The sequence below is a fragment of the Polaromonas sp. Polasp52 genome, assembly GCF_059491565.1.
Window position 1 is genome coordinate 5,063,622 of the sequence record NZ_CP168513.1, and the last position, 23,812, is coordinate 5,087,433.

General features: G+C 64.1%; 22 protein-coding genes. 6 read left to right on the forward strand and 16 right to left on the reverse strand.

From position 1 onward, the window contains the following. Window positions 1-69: 69 nt before the first annotated feature. Entirely contained in the window at window positions 70-678 is a 609-nt protein-coding gene (locus ACEN9P_RS23700; protein WP_477663073.1) for a trimeric intracellular cation channel family protein, read from the forward strand. Here ACEN9P_RS23700 and tadA read toward each other — a convergent pair. From tadA to guaB, 7 genes are all read right to left on the reverse strand, one after another. Next, the gene (gene tadA, locus ACEN9P_RS23705) at window positions 662-2,053 is read right to left on the reverse strand and encodes a tRNA adenosine(34) deaminase TadA (protein WP_477663072.1); all 1,392 of its coding nucleotides are present in this window, start codon (window positions 2,051-2,053) and stop codon (window positions 662-664) included. The two genes, ACEN9P_RS23700 and tadA, sit on opposite strands and share 17 nt — an antisense overlap. Before the next feature lie 26 nt (window positions 2,054-2,079). Then, complete coding sequence (locus ACEN9P_RS23710; protein ID WP_477663071.1) at window positions 2,080-2,307, reverse strand: hypothetical protein; 228 nt, start codon at window positions 2,305-2,307, stop codon at window positions 2,080-2,082. A 1-nt stretch (window position 2,308) separates the two neighbouring features. Beyond that, a complete protein-coding gene (locus ACEN9P_RS23715; protein WP_477663088.1) occupies window positions 2,309-2,947 on the reverse strand; it encodes an FMN-binding negative transcriptional regulator in 639 nt (212 codons plus the stop codon). Window positions 2,948-3,022: 75 nt separating this feature from the next. Continuing rightward, window positions 3,023-3,607: a 2'-5' RNA ligase family protein gene (locus ACEN9P_RS23720; protein WP_477663070.1), complete on the reverse strand. Its 585-nt coding sequence runs from the start codon at window positions 3,605-3,607 to the stop codon at window positions 3,023-3,025. 97 nt (window positions 3,608-3,704) lie between these two features. Further along, window positions 3,705-6,413, reverse strand: a complete 2,709-nt coding sequence (locus ACEN9P_RS23725; RefSeq protein ID WP_477701045.1) for an AAA domain-containing protein — start codon at window positions 6,411-6,413, stop codon at window positions 3,705-3,707. Window positions 6,414-6,430: 17 nt separating this feature from the next. Further along, the gene (gene guaA / locus ACEN9P_RS23730; RefSeq protein WP_477663068.1) at window positions 6,431-8,050 is read right to left on the reverse strand and encodes a glutamine-hydrolyzing GMP synthase; all 1,620 of its coding nucleotides are present in this window, start codon (window positions 8,048-8,050) and stop codon (window positions 6,431-6,433) included. 67 nt (window positions 8,051-8,117) lie between these two features. Continuing rightward, window positions 8,118-9,587 carry an IMP dehydrogenase gene (gene guaB, locus ACEN9P_RS23735; RefSeq protein WP_074574413.1) on the reverse strand — a complete coding sequence of 490 codons (1,470 nt, stop codon included), beginning with the start codon at window positions 9,585-9,587 and terminating at the stop codon, window positions 8,118-8,120. A gap of 4 nt (window positions 9,588-9,591) precedes the next feature. Here guaB and ACEN9P_RS23740 point away from each other — a divergent pair, with 4 nt between their 5' ends. After that, window positions 9,592-10,326: a DUF4124 domain-containing protein gene (locus tag ACEN9P_RS23740; RefSeq protein ID WP_477663067.1), complete on the forward strand. Its 735-nt coding sequence runs from the start codon at window positions 9,592-9,594 to the stop codon at window positions 10,324-10,326. Window positions 10,327-10,367: 41 nt separating this feature from the next. Here ACEN9P_RS23740 and ACEN9P_RS23745 read toward each other — a convergent pair whose 3' ends face one another. Both ACEN9P_RS23745 and ACEN9P_RS23750 read right to left on the reverse strand, forming a co-directional pair. After that, window positions 10,368-10,724, reverse strand: coding sequence for an RnfH family protein (locus ACEN9P_RS23745; protein WP_495620665.1), 357 nt, complete (start codon window positions 10,722-10,724; stop codon window positions 10,368-10,370). Continuing rightward, window positions 10,711-11,157, reverse strand: coding sequence for a type II toxin-antitoxin system RatA family toxin (locus tag ACEN9P_RS23750; RefSeq protein WP_413330517.1), 447 nt, complete (start codon window positions 11,155-11,157; stop codon window positions 10,711-10,713). The genes ACEN9P_RS23745 and ACEN9P_RS23750 overlap by 14 nt, the downstream gene beginning before the upstream one ends. Before the next feature lie 67 nt (window positions 11,158-11,224). Between ACEN9P_RS23750 and smpB the strand changes: the two genes are divergently transcribed. The 4 genes from smpB to ACEN9P_RS23770 all read left to right on the forward strand — a co-directional run bounded on the left by smpB (window position 11,225) and on the right by ACEN9P_RS23770 (window position 13,692). After that, complete coding sequence (gene smpB / locus ACEN9P_RS23755; protein ID WP_007865439.1) at window positions 11,225-11,758, forward strand: SsrA-binding protein SmpB; 534 nt, start codon at window positions 11,225-11,227, stop codon at window positions 11,756-11,758. Between the two features lie 124 nt (window positions 11,759-11,882). Then, the gene (locus ACEN9P_RS23760) at window positions 11,883-12,257 is read left to right on the forward strand and encodes a COG4315 family predicted lipoprotein (RefSeq protein WP_495620666.1); all 375 of its coding nucleotides are present in this window, start codon (window positions 11,883-11,885) and stop codon (window positions 12,255-12,257) included. Window positions 12,258-12,321: 64 nt separating this feature from the next. Beyond that, window positions 12,322-12,846 carry a sigma-70 family RNA polymerase sigma factor gene (locus ACEN9P_RS23765; RefSeq protein WP_477663062.1) on the forward strand — a complete coding sequence of 175 codons (525 nt, stop codon included), beginning with the start codon at window positions 12,322-12,324 and terminating at the stop codon, window positions 12,844-12,846. Between the two features lie 12 nt (window positions 12,847-12,858). Further along, entirely contained in the window at window positions 12,859-13,692 is an 834-nt protein-coding gene (locus ACEN9P_RS23770) for an anti-sigma factor family protein (RefSeq protein ID WP_495620667.1), read from the forward strand. 12 nt (window positions 13,693-13,704) lie between these two features. On the opposite strand, the gene ACEN9P_RS23775 is transcribed toward ACEN9P_RS23770, so the two are convergent. The 7 genes from ACEN9P_RS23775 to nusA form a co-directional block, all read right to left on the reverse strand. Beyond that, window positions 13,705-14,832, reverse strand: a complete 1,128-nt coding sequence (locus ACEN9P_RS23775; RefSeq protein WP_477663060.1) for an enoyl-CoA hydratase/isomerase family protein — start codon at window positions 14,830-14,832, stop codon at window positions 13,705-13,707. Next, on the reverse strand, window positions 14,829-15,704 hold the full coding sequence (locus tag ACEN9P_RS23780; protein ID WP_477663059.1) for a DMT family transporter: 876 nt from the start codon (window positions 15,702-15,704) through the stop codon (window positions 14,829-14,831). Before ACEN9P_RS23780 ends, ACEN9P_RS23775 begins: the two co-directional genes overlap by 4 nt. A 189-nt stretch (window positions 15,705-15,893) precedes the next feature. After that, window positions 15,894-17,720, reverse strand: a complete 1,827-nt coding sequence (gene typA / locus ACEN9P_RS23785) for a translational GTPase TypA (RefSeq protein ID WP_477663058.1) — start codon at window positions 17,718-17,720, stop codon at window positions 15,894-15,896. Window positions 17,721-17,767: 47 nt separating this feature from the next. Beyond that, window positions 17,768-18,808, reverse strand: coding sequence for a tRNA pseudouridine(55) synthase TruB (gene truB / locus ACEN9P_RS23790; RefSeq protein ID WP_495620668.1), 1,041 nt, complete (start codon window positions 18,806-18,808; stop codon window positions 17,768-17,770). A 90-nt stretch (window positions 18,809-18,898) separates the two neighbouring features. Next, complete coding sequence (gene rbfA, locus ACEN9P_RS23795) at window positions 18,899-19,267, reverse strand: 30S ribosome-binding factor RbfA (RefSeq protein ID WP_007865402.1); 369 nt, start codon at window positions 19,265-19,267, stop codon at window positions 18,899-18,901. Window positions 19,268-19,336: 69 nt separating this feature from the next. Next, window positions 19,337-22,234, reverse strand: coding sequence for a translation initiation factor IF-2 (gene infB / locus ACEN9P_RS23800; protein ID WP_477663056.1), 2,898 nt, complete (start codon window positions 22,232-22,234; stop codon window positions 19,337-19,339). 28 nt (window positions 22,235-22,262) lie between these two features. After that, window positions 22,263-23,789 carry a transcription termination factor NusA gene (gene nusA / locus ACEN9P_RS23805; RefSeq protein ID WP_007865395.1) on the reverse strand — a complete coding sequence of 509 codons (1,527 nt, stop codon included), beginning with the start codon at window positions 23,787-23,789 and terminating at the stop codon, window positions 22,263-22,265. Window positions 23,790-23,812 lie beyond the last annotated feature (23 nt).

Genomic DNA, 23,812 nt, shown 5'->3' on the forward strand with positions numbered 1-23,812 from the left:
GGCTGCAAGTATCCCACTGCTGGCGCGGCTTTCCGCGCCGGCACGGCAGCAGGTATAAACAGGGCCACCATGATGCTGTATGTGCTGGACCTGCTGGGCGTTGCCGTCTTCGCCGTGAGCGGCGCGCTGGCGGCCGGGCGATTGCAGCTCGACCTGCTGGGCGTGCTGGTGCTGGCGGCGCTGACCGCCATAGGCGGCGGCACCCTGCGCGACCTGCTGATGAACCGCCACCCGGTGTTCTGGATGGCCAGGCCGGCCTACCTGCTGGTGATTGCCGCGGCAGCCCTGGGCACCATGCTGTATGTGCGGCTGCTGCCGATTCCGTCGCAGGCCTTGCTGGTGGCCGACGCACTGGGGCTGGCGCTGTTCGCGCTGTCGGGCGCGCAGCTGGCCGAAGCCGCGCGGCTGTCACCCATCATCGTGGTGGTGATGGGCACCATGACCGGCGTGGCAGGCGGCCTGATGCGCGACATCTGCAGCAACCAGGTGCCGCTGCTGCTGCGCCAGGACATCTATGCCAGCGCCGCGATCGCCGGCATCACGCTTTACCTGCTGCTCAAGGCGCTGGGGCTCAAGCCCTCATGGGCCTTCGGCGCGGGCCTGGTCGCCGTGGCGGCGCTGCGCATCTGCGCCATCTTCATGGGCTGGCATTTGCCGGTCTTCAGACTGCCGGGCTGAAAAACGCCAAGGCCTGGCGCGCGACCGGCTCACCGTGTTCCTGCACAAAATGCCCGGCTTGCTGGAGCACTACCGGTTCGCCGCAACCGCGGATCAGGGCCCGCAGGCCATGCATGACGGGCGGGCCCAGCACCGGGTCCTGCGCGCCCACCACCATCAGGCTGCGGCCCGTCCAGTCGTTTTGCCAGAAGCCGCGCGCCTGCCGTGAAATGGCGGCGCCGTCGGCTTCCGGGCTGTCCGGCACCATGGGCGGGAAGGCGCGCAAGGCCGCACGGTGGCCTTTGTCCGGAAAGGGCGCGCTGTAGGCCGCACACTCGGCAGCGCTCATCTGCGGGTTGCCGCGGGCGAAAAGCCGTGCCACGTCGAACTCCGGATTTTTCGCGCACATCTCGCGCCAGGCCACAAAACCCGCGGGCAGCGGCGCATCGCCGGTGCCCAGCGTGGTGTTCATGACCAGCAAACCCTGGTAGCGCTGCGGTGCCGCCATGGGCAGCGTCAGGCCCAGCAGGCCGCCCCAGTCCTGCACCACCAGCACCACGTTTTGCAGGTCCAGGCTTTCGACCAGCTCCAGCAGTATCTGGCGATGGGTGCTGAAGCTGTGGAAGCTGTCTTTCTTGGGCTTGTCGCTTTTGCCGAAGCCGACCAGGTCGGGCGCGACCACACGATGCCCGGCCTCCAGCAGCACCGGGATCATCTTGCGGTACAGATAACTCCAGGCCGGGTTGCCGTGCAGGCACAGCCAGGTCAGGCCGCCCTCGCCTGCTTCACCTTCGTCCAGGTAGTGCATGCGCAGCCCGCCCAACGCGGGCAGCTCGCTGACGTAACGCGGCGGCCACGGGTAGTCCGGCAGGCCGTTAAAAGCCGCGTCGGGCGTGCGCAGCGCGTCCTCGCGCAGCGGGTGTGCCAGCCGGGCCTCTTCGCGCTTGTCGGCGCGCCGCTGGCGGAAGAAGGCCTGCAGCAGGTCGCCGCACGCCTGCGCCAGCACGCCGCCCTGCAAGGTGGTCTGGTGGTTCAAGCGCGGCTGCTCAAACAGGTTGAGCACCGAGCCGGCCGCGCCGGTTTTGGGATCCGCCGCGCCGAACACCACACGCTGGAGCCGCGCGTGCAGCATGGCACCGCTGCACATGGCACAGGGTTCCAGCGTGACAAAGAGTTCGCAGTCCTCGAGCCGGTAATTGCCCAGCGCCTGCGCCGCGGCGCGCAAGGCCACGATTTCGGCGTGGGCTGTAGGGTCGTGGCCGTCCACCGGCGCATTGCGGCCGGTCGCTATGACCTCGCCGCGCCGCACCACCACCGCGCCCACCGGCACTTCGCCCGCGGCGGCAGCCTGGCGCGCCTGGGCAAGCGCCTGTTGCATGAAAATCTCGTCGCTCATGGAAATGGCAGCGGCTGCCGCCGGCCTTATTTCTCTTCCGGCATGGGGCGCGCCTGCTGCAGGGCGCCCTCCACGGCCTGCTTGACCTGCTGCTGCGCTTGCTGGCTTTGCACCTGCGGCGGGGCGTCGGCGGAAACGGCGGGCATGCCGGCGGTCGCAGGCACAGCCACCGGGGTGCTCAATTGTTTTTTGACCAGCAAACCGATGATGGCCAACGTGACCAGCAGTCCCACGATGCTGAAAATACCGCGCATATCAAACCTCCTTGGGGGTGTCATTGCCGGCGGCCATGCCCAGCCGGTCCATCCAGCCGGCCAGGGCGCGCTCGTTTTCATTGCCGCCGGCGTAAATCGTCTTCATCGCGGCATGGGCCTCGCGCCTGTGCTGGTTGATCTTGAGCTTGCACTGCAGCTCGGTCACCAGCAGCTCAAAGCCCACGATGCCGGCCAGCATCTTGTGGGCGAACTCCTCGCCCTGGTCACGCCACTGCTGGGCATAAGGCGGCTCGTGGTCGCCTATGAGTTTTTTGAGCAGGCGGTCCTTGGCCAGCGGGTCTTCAACCAGTGTGGCTTGCACGGTGCAGTGCACGGCCAGGTAGTTCCAGGTCGGCACCCGCGCCAGGTCGGGGTAGACCTTGGGCGACAGGTAGGCATGCGGCCCGAGGAATGTCGCGACGGCCTGGGGCCTTGCCTGCAGGTAGCGCCAGTGCGGGTTGGGTTTGGCCACATGGCCCAGCAAGACCATCTGTTCGCCCCGCATTTCAAGGTGCAGCGGCAAGTGCGTCACATAGGGCAGGCCCGCGTCGTCGACGCTGATCAGGCTGGCGAAGGGGTGATCATGGATCAGCGCCGCGGCCTGGGCGCTGTCACCTTTGAATTGGGGCGGCAGGTACATGGGCTGAAGCATAGGCCAAAACGGCGGGGATTTCCCAGGCCCGCCGGCACGGCCGGCACAGTCGGCCCAAAAGGCTCAGGGCCGCAAGGGCCAGCGCGCCAAGTGAACATGGCGGGTCTGCCCGAGCAAACTATGGACCAGCACGAGTTCACCGACCGTCCAGGCCACAGGCGGCACTGGCGTAGCGCCCAGCAGGCTGTCGTCGTACAGCAAGGTTACATGCGGCGTATAGCCGGGCTTGGCCCACTGCCCCAGCTTGGCCTTCCTGAGCGCCATGCCCAAGGTCTGGTGGAAAGCCATCAGAGCCGATAGGCCCTCACCGCCGCGCAGCACCAGCGGACGGTTGCGCGGCATGCTGGCAAAGCTTTCCGCGCGGTCAAAGCTGACGACGAAGGGCTGCGTGGCAGTCGCTTCGGCAGCGGCCGCGCCGGCCTGCCTGACGATATCTGGCGGCAAACCGGCATAGTCGCCCAGGTGGTTCAGGGTGATGTGAAAGCGCGCGGCCTCCAGAGGCCGCCCGTGCAAGCCATGGTCGACGCGAATCCGGGCGGCAAGCTCCGCGATTTCCAGCGCTATTGCAGGCGGAGGAAACAGCGCCAGGAACAGGCGGTCGGTCGGTTTGGCCTCTTCAAAGCCTGGAAATGAGGATTGTGCGGACATGAATTGGGGTTCTACTGGTCAAGGGTTACCAAGGTGCAGCACTTTGCATGGCTGTTCGCATTGAATTTTCTCAAGGCTGAACCGTTCAGGGGAAACTTCATACATTTGAAGCAGAGCTTGCCCAATTGGCGAGAAACTGGGCAACCTTATCTTCAATGCGGCTCTCCACCGTCCTCAAGCGAAGTAAAGGAATATTGATCTTCCGCAAGATGCTGTTTTTCAACATATCCCGCTCCGCCTGTTCCGGCTTGTCATGGGAGCCGCCATCGACTTCGATCACACCCAGCGGCGTTTTCCCCACCTTGAAATAGAGCACAAAATCACAACTGGCGCGGTTTCTCATGAACGCCTGCTCTCGCGCTGTCAAGGCTGTGTTGGCCGAGGAGGCGACCTGATTTAACGCGACCTGGGAGTGGAACGTCAGCGCCCGGTAGGACGCACGAGACATCGCATCCCTCAGCACCTGCGCCACGACCTGCTCGGACTTGAACCGTGAATCTTCGGGCCTCAACCTGGCGTTGAGCCGCTCCAGGGATTGGTCGTACTCCCGGTACAGCAGATCAAAGGCCGAAACCACGGGAGCGCGCAGAACCTGTTTTCCATCCGCGTAATACTCGACATAGCGCACCAATGCGGCGACGGGTCCATTGTTCGCCGCAAAGACCTCGTCGCCCGTCACCAGGGTGAATTTGCTCTTGGCCCTCGACACCGCCACATTGACCATGCGTGCGTCATCCACAAAATCCAGCCGGGCCTGGTTTTCCCGTTTCTTATCCAGCACGGTGGAAAAGACGATTTCATCGCACTCCCGGCCCTGAAACTTGTGCACGGTGTCTTTCACAAAATCCGCCGGCAAGTGTGAATCAGAAAGAACGACTTGTGCCCTGAAGGGAGCGATAAAGCCTCTGCCGTCTCTACCCAACTCTGCGGGCTCTCCCTCGTCTTCGAGCATCTTGAGCAACGAGTCCAGCTCCCGAAGATTCATGTTTTTCCGGGTATGGTTTCCCTTGGCGGTGACGAGCAGACTTAAGGGTTCTCCGCCACCATCCTGTCTCATCGGAATCAGTTCATTCTCATAGAATTGCTGGTTGCAGAACTGAATGATCCTGGGGTGGCATCGGTAGTGCTCTTTCAGCAAGGTCCGGGGCAGTGTCTGCTTGAAAACACCGATGCTCGAATCGAGCAGACTGTATTTCTCGCAATCGTATTCATCAACAGGCGCCGTCATGTCCAGCTTCACGGGAATGTGCGCCAACTGCCTGCGATCGCCGACGATGACCAGATTCTTCGCGCAACCCAGCGCCAATATTCCCGGGACAATGTCTTGCTGGGAGGCCTCGTCGATGATGACGTAGTCGAGCATGGCCCCTACCTCCATCGAGTTGACGATGGAGTGCGTGCTGCTGCCTATGATCGGAAAACGCTTTAAAAACGCATCAAAGTCTCGTCGGTAAGTCTGCGCATCGAAGGTTTGCGAATCCCGGATATTTTCCTGAAGATGGCGTTTCAGATACCTCATCGAATCCGCCGTCAATTTTTCCAGCAATGCCGTGAAATTTCCACGCGCCAAGGACTCACGGCATGCGACCAGGGCCGCGCCCTTCTCTCGCCGCACCTTGTCGTAATAGTGCATCTGCAAGGCATAAAAGACGGACTGGCGCCTTTGCGCATTACCGAAAGGTTTGGTTCGGAATATCCTGAAGTTAAACAGCAGTTCAACCCTGTCCTTGAGCCTGATGCGCTGTTCCGCGAGATGGGAGAGATAGGCCATCAAATCCGCTGTTTTTCGCGGGGATAAGCTGTATTTTTCCAAAGGCACAGGGCTCCGCACTCCATTTTCCTGCTGCCACTGCAGAAGATAGCGCCGTTCTATGTCCAGCTCATCGATCTCGGCTTTGAGTTGAGCCTCGGTGTTGTGGGCTTGCAGATGCTGCTTCAACTGCGCCAAAGTCGCCTGAAGATCCTCCATTGCGGGAGCAGCCTCGGGCTCACCTGGCGGTACGGCGGGAATGCTGGCGAAGAAGTCCTTTTGGTTGTCTTTGCTCCCAAGCCGGGCAACCAAGTAATCCAAGCCGGATTTTTCTAGTTTTTCATAGACATTTTTCACTGCGGCATTGTTGTTGGACAGCACCGCGACCGTTTTGCCGCGCAAAAGGACATTGGCGATGATGTTCAAGATTGTCTGCGTCTTGCCTGTCCCGGGAGGCCCCTCGATCAGGCTGATCTGCGCGTTGAAAGCCTGTTCAACCGCAGTGAGCTGGCTTTCGTTGACACCAAAGGGATAGATCAGTGGCTCCGACTGTTTTTGCCTGCCATTGATCCCCGCGCAGTAGGCTTGCAAGGCAGTGCCGACACAGTCAGGCAACTTTTCCAGTTGACGCACGACATTGGCCGCGATCTGTTCTTGATCCGTCGACGTCCCGCGGTCCACCCGGGCCTTTGCCACGGAAAGGAAGTAGCGGAATATCGGCTCATCCTTCATCCCCGTCTGCGAAACGAATTCAATACCATCCAGCTTATGGATGTAGGTCTTGGGATTTCCTGGGTACCGGATGGCGGCATATTTCTCGCCATAGATCACCGCCTGTTCGATGGTCTTGACGAGCGAACTGCCTTTCTTTACAAAAAACTTCTCACCCGGCTCCCGGGTGGGATCGATCTTGCAATCACTGAGCGGGCGGGTAAAGGATTTATTGGACGGGAAATGGCAAGTCAATGCCAATGACTGGTGCGTGTCGCTCCATTGAATCGTCCAGTCTCTGATCTGCCGAGTCCTGTCTTCGCCACAGACATGGATAGAGACCATGGACATTCTCTACACGCTCATTCCCATTCAATCGTCGCCGGCGGCTTGCTGCTCACGTCGTAAGTCACGCGGTTGATGCCGCGCACCTCGTTGATGATGCGACCCGAGACCTTTTTGAGCAGCGCATAGGGCAGCTCGGCCCAGTCGGCGGTCATGAAGTCGCTGGTCTGCACCGCGCGCAGGGCCACGACGTAGTCGTAGGTGCGGCCGTCGCCCATCACGCCCACGCTTTTGACAGGCAGGAACACGGTGAAGGCCTGGCTGGTGAGTTCGTACCAGGTCTTGCCGCTGGCCGCATCCTTGAAGTTGCGCAGTTCCTCGATGAAGATCGCATCGGCGCGGCGCAGCAGGTCGGCGTATTCCTTTTTGACTTCGCCCAGGATGCGCACGCCCAGGCCGGGGCCCGGGAAGGGGTGGCGGTAGACCATGTCGTGCGGCAGGCCCAGGGCCACGCCGAGCTCGCGGACCTCGTCCTTGAACAGCTCGCGCAGCGGCTCCAGGAGCTTCAGGCCCAACTGCTCGGGCAGGCCGCCCACGTTGTGGTGGCTTTTGATGGTGACAGCTTTTTTGCTCTTGGCGCCGCCGGACTCGATGACGTCGGGGTAAATCGTGCCCTGGGCCAGCCATTTGGCGCCTTTGTGGCCGCCGTCGCCGGCCTTGAGCCTGGCGGCCTCGGCCTTGAACACCTCGACGAACTCGCGGCCTATGATCTTGCGCTTGGCCTCGGGCTCGCTGACGCCGGCCAGGTGGCCGAGGAACTGCGCGCTTGCGTCGACGCGAACCACCTTGGCGTGCAGCTTGCCGACAAACATGTCCATCACCATGTCGCCCTCGTTCAGGCGCAGCAGGCCGTGGTCGACAAAAACACAGGTCAGCTGGTCGCCGATGGCGCGGTGGATCAGGGCCGCGGCCACCGAGGAATCGACGCCGCCCGAGAGACCCAGGATGACTTCTTCGTCACCGACCTGCTGGCGGATCTTCTCGACGGCTTCGCTGATGTAGTCGCCCATGACCCAGTCCTGGCGCGTGCCGCAGATATCGAGCACAAAGCGCTTGAGGATGGCGTTTCCCTGCTTGGTGTGCGTGACCTCGGGGTGGAACTGCACCGCATAGAAGCGGCGCTCCTCGTCGGCCATGCCGGCGATGGGGCAGGAATCGGTGGACGCCATGAGCTTGAAGCCGGGCGGCATTTCGGTGACCTTGTCGCCATGGCTCATCCAGACATCGAGCATGCCCTGGCCTTCGGGCGTGGTGTAGTCGGCGATGTCCTTGAGCAGCGCCGTGTGGCCGCGGGCGCGCACGTCGGCGGAGCCGAATTCGCGCTTGTGCCCGCCTTCGACCTTGCCGCCCAGCTGGTGCGCCATGGCCTGCATGCCGTAGCAGATGCCCAGCACCGGCAAGCCCAGCTCAAAAACGGATTGCGGCGCCTTGTCGGTGGTTTCTTCGTAGATGCTGGCGTGGCTGCCGGAGAGGATCACGCCCTTGAGCGTGCCGTCCTTGGCGTACTCGCGGACCCAGTCATCGCTGACGTCGCAGGGATGGACTTCGCAAAACACATGGGCGTCGCGCACGCGGCGCGCGATCAGCTGGGTGACCTGGGAGCCGAAATCGAGGATGAGGATTTTCTGGTGTTGCATGAGGGGCTTCTTCAAGGCAAAAAAAGAAAGGGCGTCTTTCAAGACGCCCTGGCCGGCTGGGTCAAACTCAATCGGCGCGGTAGTTTGGCGCTTCTTTCGTGATCTGCACGTCGTGGACATGGCTTTCGCGAATGCCCGCCGAGGTGATTTCGACGAACTCGGCCTTGTCGCGCATGTCCTCGATGGTGGCGCAGCCGCAGTAACCCATGCTGGCCCGCAGGCCGCCGGCCATCTGGAACACGATGGCGACCATGGAACCCTTGTAAGGCACCCGGCCTTCGATGCCTTCGGGCACCAGCTTGTCGGCATTCGGGTTGCCGGTGCTCGATTCCTGGAAGTAGCGGTCGGCGCTGCCCTGCTGCATGGCGCCTATGCTGCCCATGCCGCGGTAGCTCTTGTAGCTGCGGCCCTGGAACAGGATGACCTCGCCCGGGGCTTCCTCGGTGCCGGCGAACATGCCGCCCATCATGACGGTGTTGGCGCCGGCCGCGATGGCCTTGGCGATGTCGCCGCTGTAGCGGATGCCGCCGTCGCCGATCAGCGGAACGCCGGTGCCTCGCAGCGCGGTGGCGACATTGTCGATGGCCATGATCTGCGGCACGCCGACACCCGCGACGATGCGGGTGGTGCAAATGCTGCCGGGGCCTATGCCGACCTTGACGCCGTCGGCGCCGGCTTCGACCAGCGCCAGCGCCGCCGCGCCGGTGGCGATGTTGCCGCCTATGACGTCGACCTGGGGGTAGTTTTGCTTGACCCAGCGCACCCGGTCGAGCACGCCCTTGCTGTGGCCGTGGGCGGTATCGACCACGATGGCGTCGACGCCGGCCTTGACCAGGGCTTCAACGCGCTCTTCGGTGCCCTCGCCCACCCCGACGGCGGCGCCCACGCGCAGCTGGCCGTGGGAATCACGCGCGGCGTTCGGGAAGGTGGTCTGCTTGGTGATGTCCTTGACGGTGATCAGGCCCTTGAGCTCGAAGTTGTCGTTGACCAGCAGCACGCGCTCCAGGCGGTGCTTGTTCAGCAACGCCTTGGCATCGGACAGCGAGGCGGTTTCGGAGATGGTGATCAGGCGCTCGCGCGGCGTCATGATGGTGCTGACCGGCACGTCCATGCGCGATTCGAAGCGCATGTCGCGTCCCGTCACGATGCCGACCACCCGGCCGCCGTCGATGACGGGGAAGCCGGAAATGCCGAGCTGCTCGCTGAGCGCCATGACCTGGCGCACGGTGTGTGTGGGGGTGATGACGACCGGGTCGCGCAGGACGCCGCTTTCGTAGCGCTTGACCTTGGCAACTTCAGCGGCCTGCTGCTGGGCCGTGAGGTTCTTGTGGACGATGCCTATGCCGCCTTCCTGGGCGATGGCGATGGCCAGCCGGGCTTCGGTGACCGTGTCCATGGCCGCCGACACGAGCGGCAGGTTCAGGCGGATGTTTCGGGAGAATTGGGTGGAAAGTGAAGTGTCCTTGGGCAGGACCTGGGAGAACGCTGGCACCAACAATACGTCGTCGAAGGTGAGCGCTTTGCCGAGTAGGCGCATAGGGATGGCTCCAAAAACACGATTGTACCCTTGTCGCAAAAACCCGTCGGTACTAACCCTTGCCCTCCCGCCGCCGCCCCTGGCACCGGTATCGCCGCTGTTGCGCCCAGGTTGTAAAAAGGCCGCTTTGCCTGCTCTTTGCGCCCCGTTTGCGTCCGAACAGGCAAAAAACCGTGCCGCACAGCGCTACACTCGCGAAATGGACCTCAAACTCGTCTCAAGAACACTCATCCTGGCCGTCGCCGGCGGTGCATTTTCACTGACTGCCCTGGCGCAGTGGCAATGGATAGACAAGGACGGCCGCAAGGTCTACAGCGACCGCTCGCCGCCTGCCGATATCCCGCCAAAAAACATCCTGAAGATGCCGCGCGGAGCCAAAATGGTTGCGCAGCCCGCCACCAATGAGGACCCGGCAGCAGCGCCCGGAGCCGCGGCCTCCGCCCCGGCGGCCAAAAGCGATCCCAACGCACCCAAGCTGACCGGCAAGGACGCACAGCTCGAAGCCAAGAAAAAACAGGCGGAAGACGAAGCCGCCGCCAAAAAGCAGGCGCAAGATGAGCAGGTCTCCAAAGCCAAGGCGGAGAACTGCGAACGGGCGAAAAAGACGCTGGCCGGCCTGCAATCGGGCCAGCGGGTCCCCATCACCAATGCCAAGGGCGAACGCGACTATATGGATGACAACGCCAGGGCCGCGGAAATCAAGCGTACCCAGGGGATTGTGAGCAGCGACTGCAAATAAGCAGGGTGTGCCGGCCGCGGGCCTGGCCTCTGCCCTTCACTTCAGTAACCGGCCTTGGCGCCGGCCCGGGTTTTGGCAAACAGTCCGGCCCGCTTGGCGCCCTGGCGGTTGAACCTCTCCCGGCGCGCCACTTTGGGGTCCACGCGCAGGCCGCGGTAGATTTCCACCCTGTCCTGTTTGTGCAGCACATGTCCCGGCGTGGTTTTGCGGCCCCAGATGCCCAGCACCAGGCGGGCGGCCCGCAGTTCGGGAAACTCCTTGAATATCCCGCTGGCCGCCAGGGCCTGGGCGACCGTCGCGCCGGCTGCCAGCTCCAGCATCCACTCACGCACCTGCCGCGGCGCGGGGGAATAAACCAGGGTGATGGCCAGCGGAGCGCCGCCCTCAGGGCTCGCCATAGACGTCCGAGGCTCTTTTGACAAAAGCATCGACCAGGCTTCCCGCGATCTTGTCGAACACGGGACCGACCAGCGCCGCCAGCGCGGCATTGTCAAAGTCATAGCGCAGGCTGAACTCGACCTTGCAGGCCCTTTCGCCGCCCTTGCCCACCGGCGTGAAATCCCAGTGGCCGTCCAGTTTTGAAAACGGGCCGTCGACCAGCTTGAGGCTGACCTTGCGGTCCTTTTCGTGGGTGTTGCGTGTAGTGAAGCTCTGCGAGAGGCCGGCGATGGAGAGGCCGATTTTTGCCGTCATCCCGTGCGCGTCCTCCTCCAGCACCGAGGCCTGGTCGCACCACGGCAAAAACTCGGGATAACGTGCGACGTCGGTGACCAGGGCGTACATCTCGGCGGCGCTGTACCAGATTAAAACGGACTTGTGAACGGTTTTCATACAATGGAAGGCTGGGCGCAATTGTATTGGCACTGTACTTTCCGGTTTTCGCCCCTATCTCTTATCCATGGCCACCAAAGAAGCATCCTCCTCCAAAAAAACGGCCGCAACGCCTTCCGCCAAGCTGTCCCCCAAGGCCGCTGCTGCGGCCGTGCGCATTGCCGACAACAAAAAAGCCCTCTTCAACTATCACATCGAGGAGCGCTTTGAAGCCGGCATGGTGCTCGAAGGCTGGGAAGTGAAGTCCCTGCGCGAAGGCAAGGTGCAGCTCACCGACGGCTATGTGGTGGTGCGCGGCGGCGAGCTGTTCATCATCGGCTGCCAGATCAACCCGCTGGGCACGGCCTCCACGCATGTGCGGCCCGATTCGGTGCGGACCAAAAAGCTGCTGATGCACAAGGAAGAAATCCGCAGGCTGGTCGGCAAGGTCGAGCAAAAAGGCTTCACCCTGGTGCCGCTGAACATGCACTGGAAGGCCGGCAAGGTCAAATGCGAGATCGGCCTGGCCAAGGGCAAGGGCGAACACGACAAGCGCGACACCATCAAGGACCGCGAAGGCAAACGCGAGGTCGAACGCGCGATGAAGTCCCGCAACCGCTGACCGCGGCTTTTTTTTCTCCGGCGATGGAATAAACCGGCCCCGGCCGGTGTTTATCCCTGTGCAGCCGCATGTACATGTGTGCTGCGCCATCGAAAACGCCCACAACACCACACCGGAGAATTCCATGAAACTGCTGTCCACCGCCCTTCTGGCGGCTGCCCTGCTTGGCGGCTGCGCCTCCATGACCACCCCCGCCCCGGCCCGTGTTGCCGACGGCATGCTGGTCGGCCCCAACGGCATGACGCTGTACGTCTTCGACCGCGACGCCGCCAACAGCGGCAAATCCGTCTGCAACGGCCCCTGCGCCACCAACTGGCCACCCCTGATGGCCAGCGACGCCGACAAGCCGGCCGGCGACTACACGGTGATCACCCGCGACGACGGCAAGAAACAATGGGCCATGAAGGGCAAGCCGCTGTATTACTGGGCCAAGGACAGCAAGCCGGGCGACAAGACCGGCGACAACGTAGGCACCGTCTGGCACGTCGCCAAACCCTGACGCCAGGGCGCTGCTGCCTGCCCTGCCCGGCCTGGTTAGGATGGCAGCAGGCTTTGCACCACGCATGACCCACTTTCCGCTGACCGACCATATCCCCAGCCTGCGGCGCTATGCGCGCGCGCTGACGGGCGACGCCTGGACGGCCGACGACCTGGTGCAGGACACGCTGGAACGCGCCTGCGCCAAATGGCGGCTGTGGGTGGTAGGCAGCGACCTGCGCGCCTGGCTGTTCACGCTGATGCACAACATCTTCGTCAACCAGGTCCGCCGCTCCCTGCGGCAGGCGGCCGCGGGTGCCACGGTCAACGTCGATGAGGTCGAGAACGAACTGGCGGCGCCGGAGGCCGGCACCGCCCAGTCGCTGGACCTGCAGCGCTGCCTGCTGCGCCTGCCCGAAGACCAGCGGGCCGTGCTGCTGCTGGTCAGCCTCGAAGACCTCAGCTATGAGGAGGTCGCCAGGATCACCGGCGTGCCGGTCGGAACGGTCATGTCCCGGCTGTCGCGCGCGCGAAGCCGTTTGCGTGAATTGATGGACGGCCCGGCCCCGGTGGCCGCCGCCGCGCCGGCCCAGCTCAGGCGCCTGAAGTAAAGGCAGCACCCTATGGAAAAAAACCACGACACCTCTCACGCCCAAGGCGAAGCCCTGCACGACCGGATCAACGCCCTGGTCGACGGCCGCTTGCCGCCTGCCCGGCAGGCTGAACTCGAAGCGCAACTGGGCGAAGACGCTGCCGCGCGCGAGACACTGCGAAGCTGGAAGGCCCAGCGCGAGGCCTTGCGCGCCCTGTACCGCCCCTTGCTGGACGAAGCCATCCCCGACACCCTGCTGGCCGCCGCGCGCCGAGGCCAGGCGGGCAAGCGGCAAATTGACCAATGGCGGCGCTGGGGCGGCATGGCGGCCGCCGTGGTGCTGGCCTTTGGCGTGGGCTGGCTGTCACATGGGCAGCTCGGCAACCCGGCAGCGCAGCAACTGGCCTCCGCGCGTTCGGCGCAATCCTTTGTGCACCAGGCTTCGCTGGCGCACGCGGTGTTTTCGCCCGAGGTGCGCCATCCTGTGGAGGTCACCGCCGCGCAGCAGGAGCACCTGGTGCAGTGGCTGTCCAAACGCGTGGGCCGGCCGCTGAAAGTGCCGGTGCTGGCAGCCGAGGGTTATGAGCTGGTCGGCGGCAGGCTGCTGTCCGGTGACGGCGGCGCCCGCGCGCAATTCATGTTCCAGAACGCGGCCGGCCTGCGCCTGACGCTGTACCTGGGCGCCATCGATGCGATCTCCCAGCCGCAGTCCCAGGCAGCACAGGAAACCGCCTTCCGCTACAGCGGCGACGGCCCGGTGCCCTCGTTTTACTGGGTGGACCAGGGCTTTGGTTATGCGCTGAGCGGTGCCGTCTCGCGCGATGAATTGATGAAGCTGGCGCAGCAGGTGTACCAGCAGCTCTGAGCCTCGGCTCGCTTACTTCAGCCCGCGCAGGGGATGCGCCTCAGGCGTCCAGGGGCTGGCGAAAAACGCATCCGCCATGCCGGGCTTGACGTCTTCAATGCGCGCCGGGTTCCACTGCGGCTTGTAGTCCTTGTCAATGGCCAGCGCGCGTATGCCTTCGACGGTTTCGCCGGCCGCGCCCGGGCGCAGGTGAAAGCAGTGGTGCACCATGTCGCGCTCCATGCGCAGGTCATCGGCCAGGCCCATGCCGCGCGCGCGGCGAATCTGCTCCAGCGTGACGTGCAGCATCAGCGGCGAGCGTTTGCGCAAGGTTGCGGCGGTTTTGGCCGCCCAGGGGTCGGCCGACGCCTCCAGCGCATCGACGATGTGCTTCACACGCTGCAGCGAGAAATAGCCATCGATCTGGCCGTCTGCCTTGGCCGGCCGGGTGTGGCCCGCTGTCCACTGTGCCGCTATCCAGGCCTCGGCCGCCGCGGCCGAAGCAAAGGCCTGGCTACCCAGCGCATCCCAGAGTTCAGGAAGGCGGGCCGCCTCGACCTGGATGTCGGCCAGCCCATAGTCCAGCGCCTCTTGCGCGCCAATGACGTCCCCCGTCAGCGCCAGGTACTCGCCCGCGTGGCCGGGGCAACGGCTCAGGAAATAACCGCCGCCTACGTCCGGGAACAAACCAATGTTGGTTTCCGGCATGGCCATCTTGGTGTGCTCGGTCACGATCCGTAATTTGGCACCCTGGCTGATTCCCATGCCGCCGCCCATGACCACGCCGTCCATGAAAGCAACATAGGGCTTGGGATAGGTGTGGATCAGGTGGTTGAGGGCGTATTCCTCGGTGAAGAAGTCTTCCAGCGCGGAATCGCCCGCAAACACCGCCTGGTGGAAAAAGCGGATGTCGCCGCCCGCGCAAAAGCCGCCGAACAGGCTCTCCGGTGTGCCGGGCTGGCCTTTTTTGTTGCTGCCGCGTATGGCCACGACATGGACCGCCGGGTCGTCGCGCCAGGCCAGCAAGGCGGCGGACAAGGCCCGGATCATGCCCAGGGACAGCGCATTGAGCGCCTTGGGGCGGTTCAGGGTGATGAGCCCGGCATTGCCGCGGCGCTCGACCAGCACCTCGGTCCGGGTCTCCGTGTTCATGCCGTTCATGCGCGCTGCCTCCATCCAATCAGTTCATTGACCACCAGCGCGCCTATGACCAGCGCCCCGCCCGTGAGCACACTGGCGCCGGGCACCTCGCCCGCGCCGAACCAGGCCAGCAGAATCCCGAAAATCACTTCCAGCAGCGCCAGCAAGGCGACTTCCGGCGCCTTGAGCACACCGGCGCACATCACCGACAGCACGCAGGGAATGGCCAGTTGCACCAGGCCCAGCAGCGCCAGCAGGCCGACGTCATGCGCCGTGGCGGAAAACGGCAGCGACAGCGGCAAGGTCGCCAGCGTCGAAATCGCCGCGCCCAGCAGCACCGCGGGCACCAGGTCGACGTTCTTGCCATGGGCACGGCTGTGCTGCACCACCGTCCAGTTGCTGGCGCTGGCCAGCGGCACCATCAGGGCCACCAGGGTCCCGCCTATATGGCTGGAAAGGTCCATCTGCCCGCCGTACATCCAGGCAATGCCGGCGCCGGCCATGGCGATGGCCAGCCAGGTGCGTGCCGGAATCTTGTGGCCGATGAAGGCGCGCGCCAGCAGGGCCGTGATGAAGGGGCTGACCGCCATGGTCACCAGCACGTTGGCCACGGTGGTCAGCGTGAGCGCGACCATGAAGGCGGTGAACATCACGCTCCAGCAGACACCCGACAGCCAGAAAGCCGAGCCGCCGTTGCGGATCTTGCTGAACACCGCCCTGCCCTGGAAAAACGGCAGGATGACCAACAGCGACACCACCGTGAAAAAGCTGCGCCAGAAGGTGACCTCAAAGCTGCGGGCCGACTCCAGGTGGCGGGTCACGACCCCGGCAATCGACCACATCATGGTCACCAGGATCATCAGGAAAACGGCGCGGGAATGCGTGAGTTTCATGGGCGAACAATCAATTCAGCTCTGATACAAACTTAAAAAGCCGCTGAAGCTTTTACGCACAGCGGCCTGATTTTCAAGCGCTCCCCCTCTGTTGCCAGCAGGGGCCGCGGAACCGGCTTTGCCGGGCCGCAGGCGCAGCGGCCCCCTCGGGGGGCAGGAAGCTACACGAAGTGAGCGACCGTGGGGGCTTTAAGACCTTCCAGCGCGCTTGCGGTCGCTTTCTTTCAGGTGGCGCTTGCGCAGGCGGATGGACTTGGGCGTGATTTCGACCAGCTCGTCGTCCTCGATGAATTCCACGCCGTATTCCAGCGTGCATTCAATCGGCGGCGTGATCTTGATCGCGTCTTCCTTGCCGCTGACGCGGAAGTTGGTCAACTGCTTGGTGCGCGTGGCGTTGACCACCAGGTCGTTGTCGCGGCTGTGGATGCCGACGATCATGCCTTCGTACACCGGGTCGTTGGCGCGCACGAACATGCGGCCGCGGTCGTCCAGCTTGCCCAGGGCGTAGGTGAAGATTTCACCGTCGTCCATGGAGATCAGCACGCCGTTCTTGCGGCCGCCGATGTCGCCCTTGTGCGGCTCGTAGCTGTCGAAGATGTTGGAGATCAGGCCCGAGCCGCGCGTCAGGTTCAGGAACTCGTTGGTAAAGCCGATCAGGCCGCGCGCCGGGATGCGGTACTCAAGGCGCACACGGCCGCGGCCGTCCGGCTCCATGTTCACCAGCTCGCCCTTGCGCTCGCCCAGGGCCTGCATCACGCCGCCCTGGTGCTGGTCTTCGATGTCGGCGGTGACCAGCTCGATAGGCTCGTGCTTCTCGCCGTTGACGTCCTTGAACACCACGCGCGGCTTGGAGACGGCCAGCTCATAGCCTTCGCGGCGCATGTTTTCCAGCAGGATGGTCAGGTGCAGCTCGCCACGGCCCATGACTTCAAAAATGCCTTCTTCGTCGGTTTCCTTGACGCGCAGGGCCACGTTGTGCTGCAGCTCTTTCTGCAGGCGGTCCCAGATCTGGCGGCTGGTGACGTACTTGCCTTCGCGGCCGGCCAGCGGGCTGGTGTTGACGCAGAAGTTCATGGTCAGGGTCGGTTCGTCGACCTTGAGCATGGGCAGCGGCGCGGGGTTGAGCGGGTCGGTGATGGTCACGCCGATGCCGATGTCGGCAATGCCGTTGATCAGCACGATCTCGCCGGGGCCGGCTTCGGTGGCCTGCACGCGCTCCAGGCCCTGGAAGGTCAGGACCTGGTTGATGCGGCCCTTGATGGCCTTGCCGTCCGGGCCTTCCATGACGACCACGTCCATCATGGGCTTGATGGTGCCCTGGCTGATGCGGCCCACGCCGATGCGGCCGACGAAGGTCGAGAAATCAAGCGCGGAAATCTGCAGCTGCAGCGGCGCAGCCGGGTCGCCCTTCTGGGACGGCACGTGCTTGAGGATGGTGTTGAACAGGGCCGACATGTCGGGGCCCCACTGCTCGTTGGGCGGGCCTTCCTCGAGCGAGGACCAGCCGTTGATGCCGGAGGCGTAAACCACGGGGAAGTCCAGCTGCTCGTCGGTTGCGCCCAGCTTGTCGAACAGGTCGAAGGCGGCGTTGACCACCTTGTCGGGATTGGCGCCCGGCTTGTCGACCTTGTTGACCACGACGATGGGCTTCAGGCCCAGGGCCAGCGCCTTCTTGGTCACGAAACGCGTCTGGGGCATGGGGCCTTCCTGCGCGTCGATCAGCAGCACCACGCCGTCGACCATGGACAGCGCGCGCTCGACTTCACCGCCGAAGTCGGCGTGGCCCGGGGTGTCGACGATGTTGATGTGCGTGCCTTCCCAGGTCACGGCGCAGTTCTTGGCCAGGATGGTAATGCCGCGTTCTTTTTCGATGGCGTTGTTGTCCATCACGGTGTCGACCACTTTTTCGTGCTCGGCGAAGGTGCCGGACTGGCGCAGCAGCTGGTCGACCATGGTGGTTTTGCCATGGTCAACGTGGGCGATGATGGCGATATTGCGGATCTGTTTGTGGCTCATGGTTGGCTTTCTGGGAACTTTAAAACGTCAAAAACTGGCAAAAACTGTCAATGGTGAACAAGGGCCGCCGCACCCGCGGGCGCGGTGCCGCCGGAACTGTGCGCGGCATTCAGAATGTCCTGGATCTCTATCGGGCTCAGCAGGCGTTGCGGAATCAGCTCGTCCGCCGTGATGTGGGCCGAGCCCAGGAAGGCCGGGGCGTCGCCGCCCTGCCCCGCCGCAGGACCGTAGACCTGCACCAGCGGCGCGTCGGCGCCCCACTGGCCGGGCTCGCCCCGGCGGCGCAGGCCGCTTAAAAACCGCCCCGCATTGTCGGCGTCCAATGTGACAGACGGGTACGCGGCCACCAGGGACTGGGCCGGCAGCAGGCAGGCTTCGCGCTCGGGCTCGGTCATGGCTTCCAGGGCCGGCAAGCTGACGCACTGCTGCGTGGTGTAGCCGCCGGTCTCCAGCCGCCTGAGCGAGCCCAGGTGGGCGCCGCAGCCTATGGCCTCGCCGATGTCTTCGCCCAGCGTGCGGATGTAGGTGCCCTTGCTGCAGGTCACGGTGATCTTGATGGCGGCCGGCGCGCGCTCGTCGTGGACCCGGGCCATCTCCAGCTTGAAGATGGTGATGTGGCGGGCTTCGCGCTCGACTTCCTGGCCCTTGCGGGCGTATTCATAGAGGGCCTTGCCGTCTTTCTTGAGCGCCGAATACATGGGCGGCACCTGCGCCAGCGGGCCGGTGAAGCGCGCCGTCAGGTCCTGCAGCAGGGCGGGCGTGATCTCGGGCACGGGACGGGTCTCTATGACCTCGCCCTCGGCGTCGGCGGTGCTGGTCTTTTTGCCCAGCAGCAGCACGGCTTCGTAGGTCTTGTCGGCATCGAGCTGGATCTGGCTGAACTTGGTGGCCGCGCCAAAGCACAGCGGCAGCACGCCGGTGGCCAGTGGGTCCAGCGTGCCGGTATGGCCGGCCTTGTCGGCGCGCAGCAGCCATTTGGCCTTCTGCAAAGCCTGGTTGCTCGACAGGCCCAGCGGCTTGTCGAGCAGCAGCACGCCGTGCACGGGACGTCGCTGGATTTTCTGGCGATGAGAAGAAGTTTGCGTCATAAGTTCCGACAGGCTCAGCGCAAGGGACAAACCCGGCGCTTCGTTGGCGCCGTTGTCCCTGAACCTGTCATCAAGGGGAACGGCGCGAACTCAGTCGTCGTGCGCGCGGGAAGAGACCGCCTTGGCAATCAAGGCGTTCATGTCGGCCGCGCGCTCGGTGGTGCGGTCGAAGTGGAAATGCAGGGTCGGCACGGTGTGCGTCATCAGGCGCTTGAACAGGCCGTTGCGCAGGAAGCCGGCGGCCTGGTTGAGCGCTTCCTCGCACTCCTTCGGGTCGCCGACGAGCACGCTGAAGAACACCTTGGCATGCGCATAGTCGGCCGTCACCTCGACGGCCTGGATGGTCACCATCCCGACCCGCGGGTCTTTCAGCTCGCGCGCGATCAGCTCCGTCAGGTCGCGCTGGATCTGATCGGCGACACGAAAGCCGCGGTTGGGGGTGGATGACTTTTTACGCATGGGCTGAATGGGGCGGAATCTTGTCTTGCCTGGAAGGCCCGCCGCGGGAAGGCGACGGGCCGGTCCGTTTTACAAGGTACGCGCCACTTCCTTGATCTCGAAGAACTCGAGGATGTCGCCTTCTTGAATATCGTTGTAGTTCTTGATATTCAGGCCGCACTCGAAACCTTCCTTGACTTCGCGCACGTCGTCCTTGAAACGCTTGAGCGAGTCGAGTTCACCCGTGAAGATGACCACGTTGTCGCGCAGCAGGCGCAGGCGCGCGCTGCGGCGAACCAGGCCGGAGGTGACCATACAGCCGGCAATGGAGCCGATCTTGCTGACCTTGAACACCTGGCGGATCTCGGCGGTACCGATGACTTCCTCTTTCTTGTCGGGCGTGAGCATGCCGGACATGGCGGCCTTGAGTTCGTCCACAGCGTCATAAATGATGTTGTAGTAACGAATGTCGATGCCGTTGTTCTCGGCCTGCTTGCGCGCCTGGGCGTCTGCGCGGGTGTTGAATCCGATCAGCACGGCCTTGGAGGCGATGGCCAGGTTGACGTCGGACTCGGAAATGCCGCCGACGCCGGAGTACACCAGTTGCACCTTGACCTCGTCGGTCGAGAGCTTGAGCAGCGACTGGGCCAGCGCTTCCTGCGAGCCCTGCACGTCGGCCTTGATGATGATGGGTAGCATCTTGACCTCGCCCGCCGAGATGTCGGAGAACATGTTCTCCAGCTTGGCGGCCTGCTGCTTGGCCAGCTTGGTATTGCGGAACTTGCCGGCACGGTAAGTGGCGATTTCACGGGCGCGGCGCTCGTCGGTCATCACCATGAACTCGTCGCCCGCCTGGGGCACTTCGGTCAGGCCCTGGATTTCCACGGGAATGGAGGGGCCCGCCGATTTGATCGGCTTGCCGTTTTCGTCCAGCATGGCGCGCACGCGGCCGTAGGTCGAGCCGGCCAGCACCACATCGCCGGCCTTGAGCGTGCCGGACTGGATCAGCACGGTCGCGACCGGGCCGCGGCCCTTGTCGAGCTGGGCTTCAATGACCAGGCCCTTGGCCATGGCGTCAACCGGTGCGCGCAGTTCCAGCACCTCGGCCTGCAGCAGCACCTGCTCGAGCAGCTGGTCGATGCCGGCGCCCGTGCGGGCGGAAACCGGCACAAAGGGAGAATCGCCACCGAATTCTTCGGGCACGACTTCCTCGGTGACCAGTTCACCCTTGACGCGGTCCAGGTTGGCATCGGGCTTGTCGATCTTGTTGATCGCCACCACGATGGGAACGCCGGCCGCCTTGGCATGCTTGATGGCTTCCTTGGTCTGGGGCATCACGCCGTCATCGGCCGCCACCACCAGGATCACGATGTCGGTGGCCTGGGCGCCGCGGGCACGCATGGCGGTGAAAGCCTCGTGGCCCGGGGTGTCCAGGAAGGACACCATGCCGCGCGGGGTTTCCACGTGGTAGGCGCCGATGTGCTGGGTAATGCCGCCGGCTTCACCCGCGGCCACTTTGGCGCGGCGGATGTAGTCGAGCAGCGAGGTCTTGCCGTGGTCGACGTGGCCCATGACGGTGACCACGGGCGCGCGCGGCAGCAGTTCCGCCTGCTGGCCCTGCACGTCGTCGTCGGTGAAGGCTTCCGGATCGTCCAGCGCGGCGGTGACCGCCTTGTGGCCCATTTCTTCCACCACGATCATGGCGGTGTCCTGGTCCAGCGGCTGGTTGATGGTGACCATCTGGCCGAGCTTCATCAGGTGCTTGATCACCTCGGAGGACTTGACGCTCATCTTGTGGGCGAGTTCGGCCACGGTGATGGTTTCGGGCACATGCACCTCGATGACCTTGAACTCGGTCGGCGCCACAAAGGTGGACTCGGGGCGTGCTTCGCGGTCGTTGCTGCGGCGGCCGCGCGGGCCGCTGCGGAAATTGCCGCGTCCGGGCACGACGGGCGCGCCACGGCTCGGGATGCCCTTCTTCTTGGCGGCATCGTCCTTCCAGGTCGAGGACAGGTTCTCCGACTTGACTTCCTTCTTGCCGGCGGCGCCCGGCGCGGCGGCGGCCGCGGGAGCACCCGGCTTGGGCGCGGCGCCCGGCGCACCGGCCGGCTTGTGCAGCGTGCCCTTGATGGCGGCCTTTGGGTCGACGTGCGGCACCAGCACGCGCTTGGGCGCGGACATCATGGCGCGGATGCCCGCGGCTTCGGCCTCAGCCTTGCGGCGGCGTTCCTGCAGCTCCTGCGCCTTGGCGGCATCGGCCTGGAATTCAGCGGTGGCCTTGGCCTTGGCGGCCGCAGCCGCGGCAGCGGCATCGGCGGACTTGGTAGCCTGTTCGGCGGCGGCGGTTTCAGCGGCCTTGGAGGCGGCGGCCGTCGGCGCGGCGGCTTCCTTGGCCTTGCCGGCAGCGGGCTTGGCCTTCTTCGCGTCGGCGGCGGCAGCAGCTGCGGCGGCCTGGGCGGTCTGCTCGGCAGCCAGACGTTCCTGTTCGCGCGCGGCATCCTTCGCGTCCTGCTCTTCACGCAGGCGGCGTTTTTCGGCGAGTTCCTGCTCCTGGCGGCGCAGCAGCTCTGCGTGGCGGCGGGCTTCTTCCTCGCGGCGGATCAATTCGGCGTCATCGACGACGGGCGCCGGCGGCGGTGCGGCCACTTCGGGCTGCACTTCTTCGGCGGGCTGGTCCGAGCCTTCGTCGCGTTTGATGAAAGTGCGCTTTTTACGGACTTCCACCTGGATGGTGCGGGCCTTGCCGGTGGCGTCGGCCTGCTTGATTTCGCTGGTGGATTTTTTCACCAGCGTGATCTTTTTGCGCTCAGCCGTGACAGTGCCATGGCTGGCCTGCAAATAGCCCAGGAGCTTTTGCTTGTCCGCCTCGGACAGGGGGTCGCTGGGCTGCGCCTTGGCGACGCCCGCGCTGGTCAATTGCTCGATCAGCGTGGCGGGGGATTTATTGAGTTCAGCTGCGAATTCAGCGACGGTGGTGGTACTGGACATATGTTTTTTTCCTGCAGGCCTTTCATGATCATTGCTCTTGGGCCGCTGCGGGTGCAGGGGTGTCAGCGGCAGCGGGCTCATCGGTAAACCAATGCGCGCGAGCGGTCATGATCAGGGCTTTGGCCTCGTCCGCAGACTGGCCGGTGATATCGGTGAGTTCGTCCACAGCCAGGTCGGCCAGGTCGTCGCGGGTGGTGATGCCCGCTTCGGTCAATTTGGCGATCAGCTCTGGCGTGAGGCCTTGGACGTCGCGCAGGTTCTGCGAAACGCCTTCGGCATTTTCTTCCTTGGCGATTTCCATCGTCAGCAGCGCGTCTTTGGCGCGGGTGCGCAGCTCATTGACGGTGTCTTCGTCGAAGGATTCGATTTCCAGCATTTCCTGCAGCGGCACATAAGCCACTTCTTCGAGGCTGGTGAAGCCTTCGGAGATCAGGATGTCGGCGATTTCCTCGTCCACGTCGAGCTTTTCCATGAAAAGCTTGCGGCTGGTGTCGGTTTCGCTGGCCTGCTTCTGGGCGGACTCGTCGGCCGTCATGATGTTGATCTTCCAGCCGGTCAGCTCGGCGGCAAGGCGCACGTTCTGGCCACCGCGGCCTATGGAGATGGCCAGGTTTTCCTCGTCGACGACGACATCCATGGCGTGGCGCTCTTCATCCACCACGATGGACGACACATTGGCCGGAGCCAGCGCGCCGATGACGAACTGGGCCGGGTCTTCGCTCCAGAGCACGATGTCGACGCGTTCGCCGGCAAGCTCGTTGGTCACGCCGTTGACGCGGGTGCCGCGCACGCCGACGCAGGTGCCTATGGGGTCGACGCGCTTGTCGTGCGACAGCACGGCGATCTTGGCGCGCGAACCGGGGTCGCGGGCGCAGGATTTGATCTCCAGCAGGCCCTGCTCGATTTCAGGCACTTCCTGGCGGAACAGCTCGATCATGTACTCGGGCGCGGTGCGCGAGAGGATGATGGGCGCGCCGCGCAGGGTCGTGTCCACTTCCATGATCATGGCGCGGACACGGTCGCCGGAGCGCAGGTTTTCCTTGGGGATCATGTCCCCGCGGCGCAAACGGCCCTCGACGCGGCCGGATTCGACAATGATGTCGCCCTTGTCCATGCGCTTGACGGTGCCGACAAAAATCTTGTCGCCGCGCGACATGAAGTCGTTGAGCAGCATTTCGCGCTCGGCGTCGCGGATTTTCTGCAGGATGACCTGTTTGGCCGCTTGCGCGCCGATACGGCCTATGGGCAGGCTTTCAACCGGCTTTTCGATGTAGTCGCCCTCTTCGATGTCGGGGATTTCGTCGCGCGCGTCGCTCACCAGCTCTTCGGCCTCGGGGTTTTGCAGGCCGGCTTCGTCCGGCACCACCAGCCAGCGGCGAAAGGTCTCGTAGTTGCCGCTGTCACGGTCGATCACCACGCGGATGTCCACTTCGCCTTCGTACACTTTTTTGGTGGCCGAGGCGAGCGCGAGCTCAACAGCGCCGAACACGACGTCGCGCTCCACATTTTTTTCACGCGAGATGGCGTCAACCAACATCAACAGTTCGCGATTCATTTCACAAGCCTGCCTTTCTTCAT

Coding starts and splice junctions, on each gene's coding strand:
- ACEN9P_RS23700 (WP_477663073.1), top strand. CDS start 70: ATGATGCTGTATGTGCTGGACCTGCTGGGCGTTGCCGTCTTCGCCGTG.
- tadA (WP_477663072.1), bottom strand. CDS start 2,053: ATGAGCGACGAGATTTTCATGCAACAGGCGCTTGCCCAGGCGCGCCAG.
- ACEN9P_RS23710 (WP_477663071.1), bottom strand. CDS start 2,307: ATGCGCGGTATTTTCAGCATCGTGGGACTGCTGGTCACGTTGGCCATC.
- ACEN9P_RS23715 (WP_477663088.1), bottom strand. CDS start 2,947: ATGTACCTGCCGCCCCAATTCAAAGGTGACAGCGCCCAGGCCGCGGCG.
- ACEN9P_RS23720 (WP_477663070.1), bottom strand. CDS start 3,607: ATGTCCGCACAATCCTCATTTCCAGGCTTTGAAGAGGCCAAACCGACC.
- ACEN9P_RS23725 (WP_477701045.1), bottom strand. CDS start 6,413: ATGGTCTCTATCCATGTCTGTGGCGAAGACAGGACTCGGCAGATCAGA.
- guaA (WP_477663068.1), bottom strand. CDS start 8,050: ATGCAACACCAGAAAATCCTCATCCTCGATTTCGGCTCCCAGGTCACC.
- guaB (WP_074574413.1), bottom strand. CDS start 9,587: ATGCGCCTACTCGGCAAAGCGCTCACCTTCGACGACGTATTGTTGGTG.
- ACEN9P_RS23740 (WP_477663067.1), top strand. CDS start 9,592: ATGGCTCCAAAAACACGATTGTACCCTTGTCGCAAAAACCCGTCGGTA.
- ACEN9P_RS23745 (WP_495620665.1), bottom strand. CDS start 10,724: ATGGCGAGCCCTGAGGGCGGCGCTCCGCTGGCCATCACCCTGGTTTAT.
- ACEN9P_RS23750 (WP_413330517.1), bottom strand. CDS start 11,157: ATGAAAACCGTTCACAAGTCCGTTTTAATCTGGTACAGCGCCGCCGAG.
- smpB (WP_007865439.1), top strand. CDS start 11,225: ATGGCCACCAAAGAAGCATCCTCCTCCAAAAAAACGGCCGCAACGCCT.
- ACEN9P_RS23760 (WP_495620666.1), top strand. CDS start 11,883: ATGAAACTGCTGTCCACCGCCCTTCTGGCGGCTGCCCTGCTTGGCGGC.
- ACEN9P_RS23765 (WP_477663062.1), top strand. CDS start 12,322: ATGACCCACTTTCCGCTGACCGACCATATCCCCAGCCTGCGGCGCTAT.
- ACEN9P_RS23770 (WP_495620667.1), top strand. CDS start 12,859: ATGGAAAAAAACCACGACACCTCTCACGCCCAAGGCGAAGCCCTGCAC.
- ACEN9P_RS23775 (WP_477663060.1), bottom strand. CDS start 14,832: ATGAACGGCATGAACACGGAGACCCGGACCGAGGTGCTGGTCGAGCGC.
- ACEN9P_RS23780 (WP_477663059.1), bottom strand. CDS start 15,704: ATGAAACTCACGCATTCCCGCGCCGTTTTCCTGATGATCCTGGTGACC.
- typA (WP_477663058.1), bottom strand. CDS start 17,720: ATGAGCCACAAACAGATCCGCAATATCGCCATCATCGCCCACGTTGAC.
- truB (WP_495620668.1), bottom strand. CDS start 18,808: ATGACGCAAACTTCTTCTCATCGCCAGAAAATCCAGCGACGTCCCGTG.
- rbfA (WP_007865402.1), bottom strand. CDS start 19,267: ATGCGTAAAAAGTCATCCACCCCCAACCGCGGCTTTCGTGTCGCCGAT.
- infB (WP_477663056.1), bottom strand. CDS start 22,234: ATGTCCAGTACCACCACCGTCGCTGAATTCGCAGCTGAACTCAATAAA.
- nusA (WP_007865395.1), bottom strand. CDS start 23,789: ATGAATCGCGAACTGTTGATGTTGGTTGACGCCATCTCGCGTGAAAAA.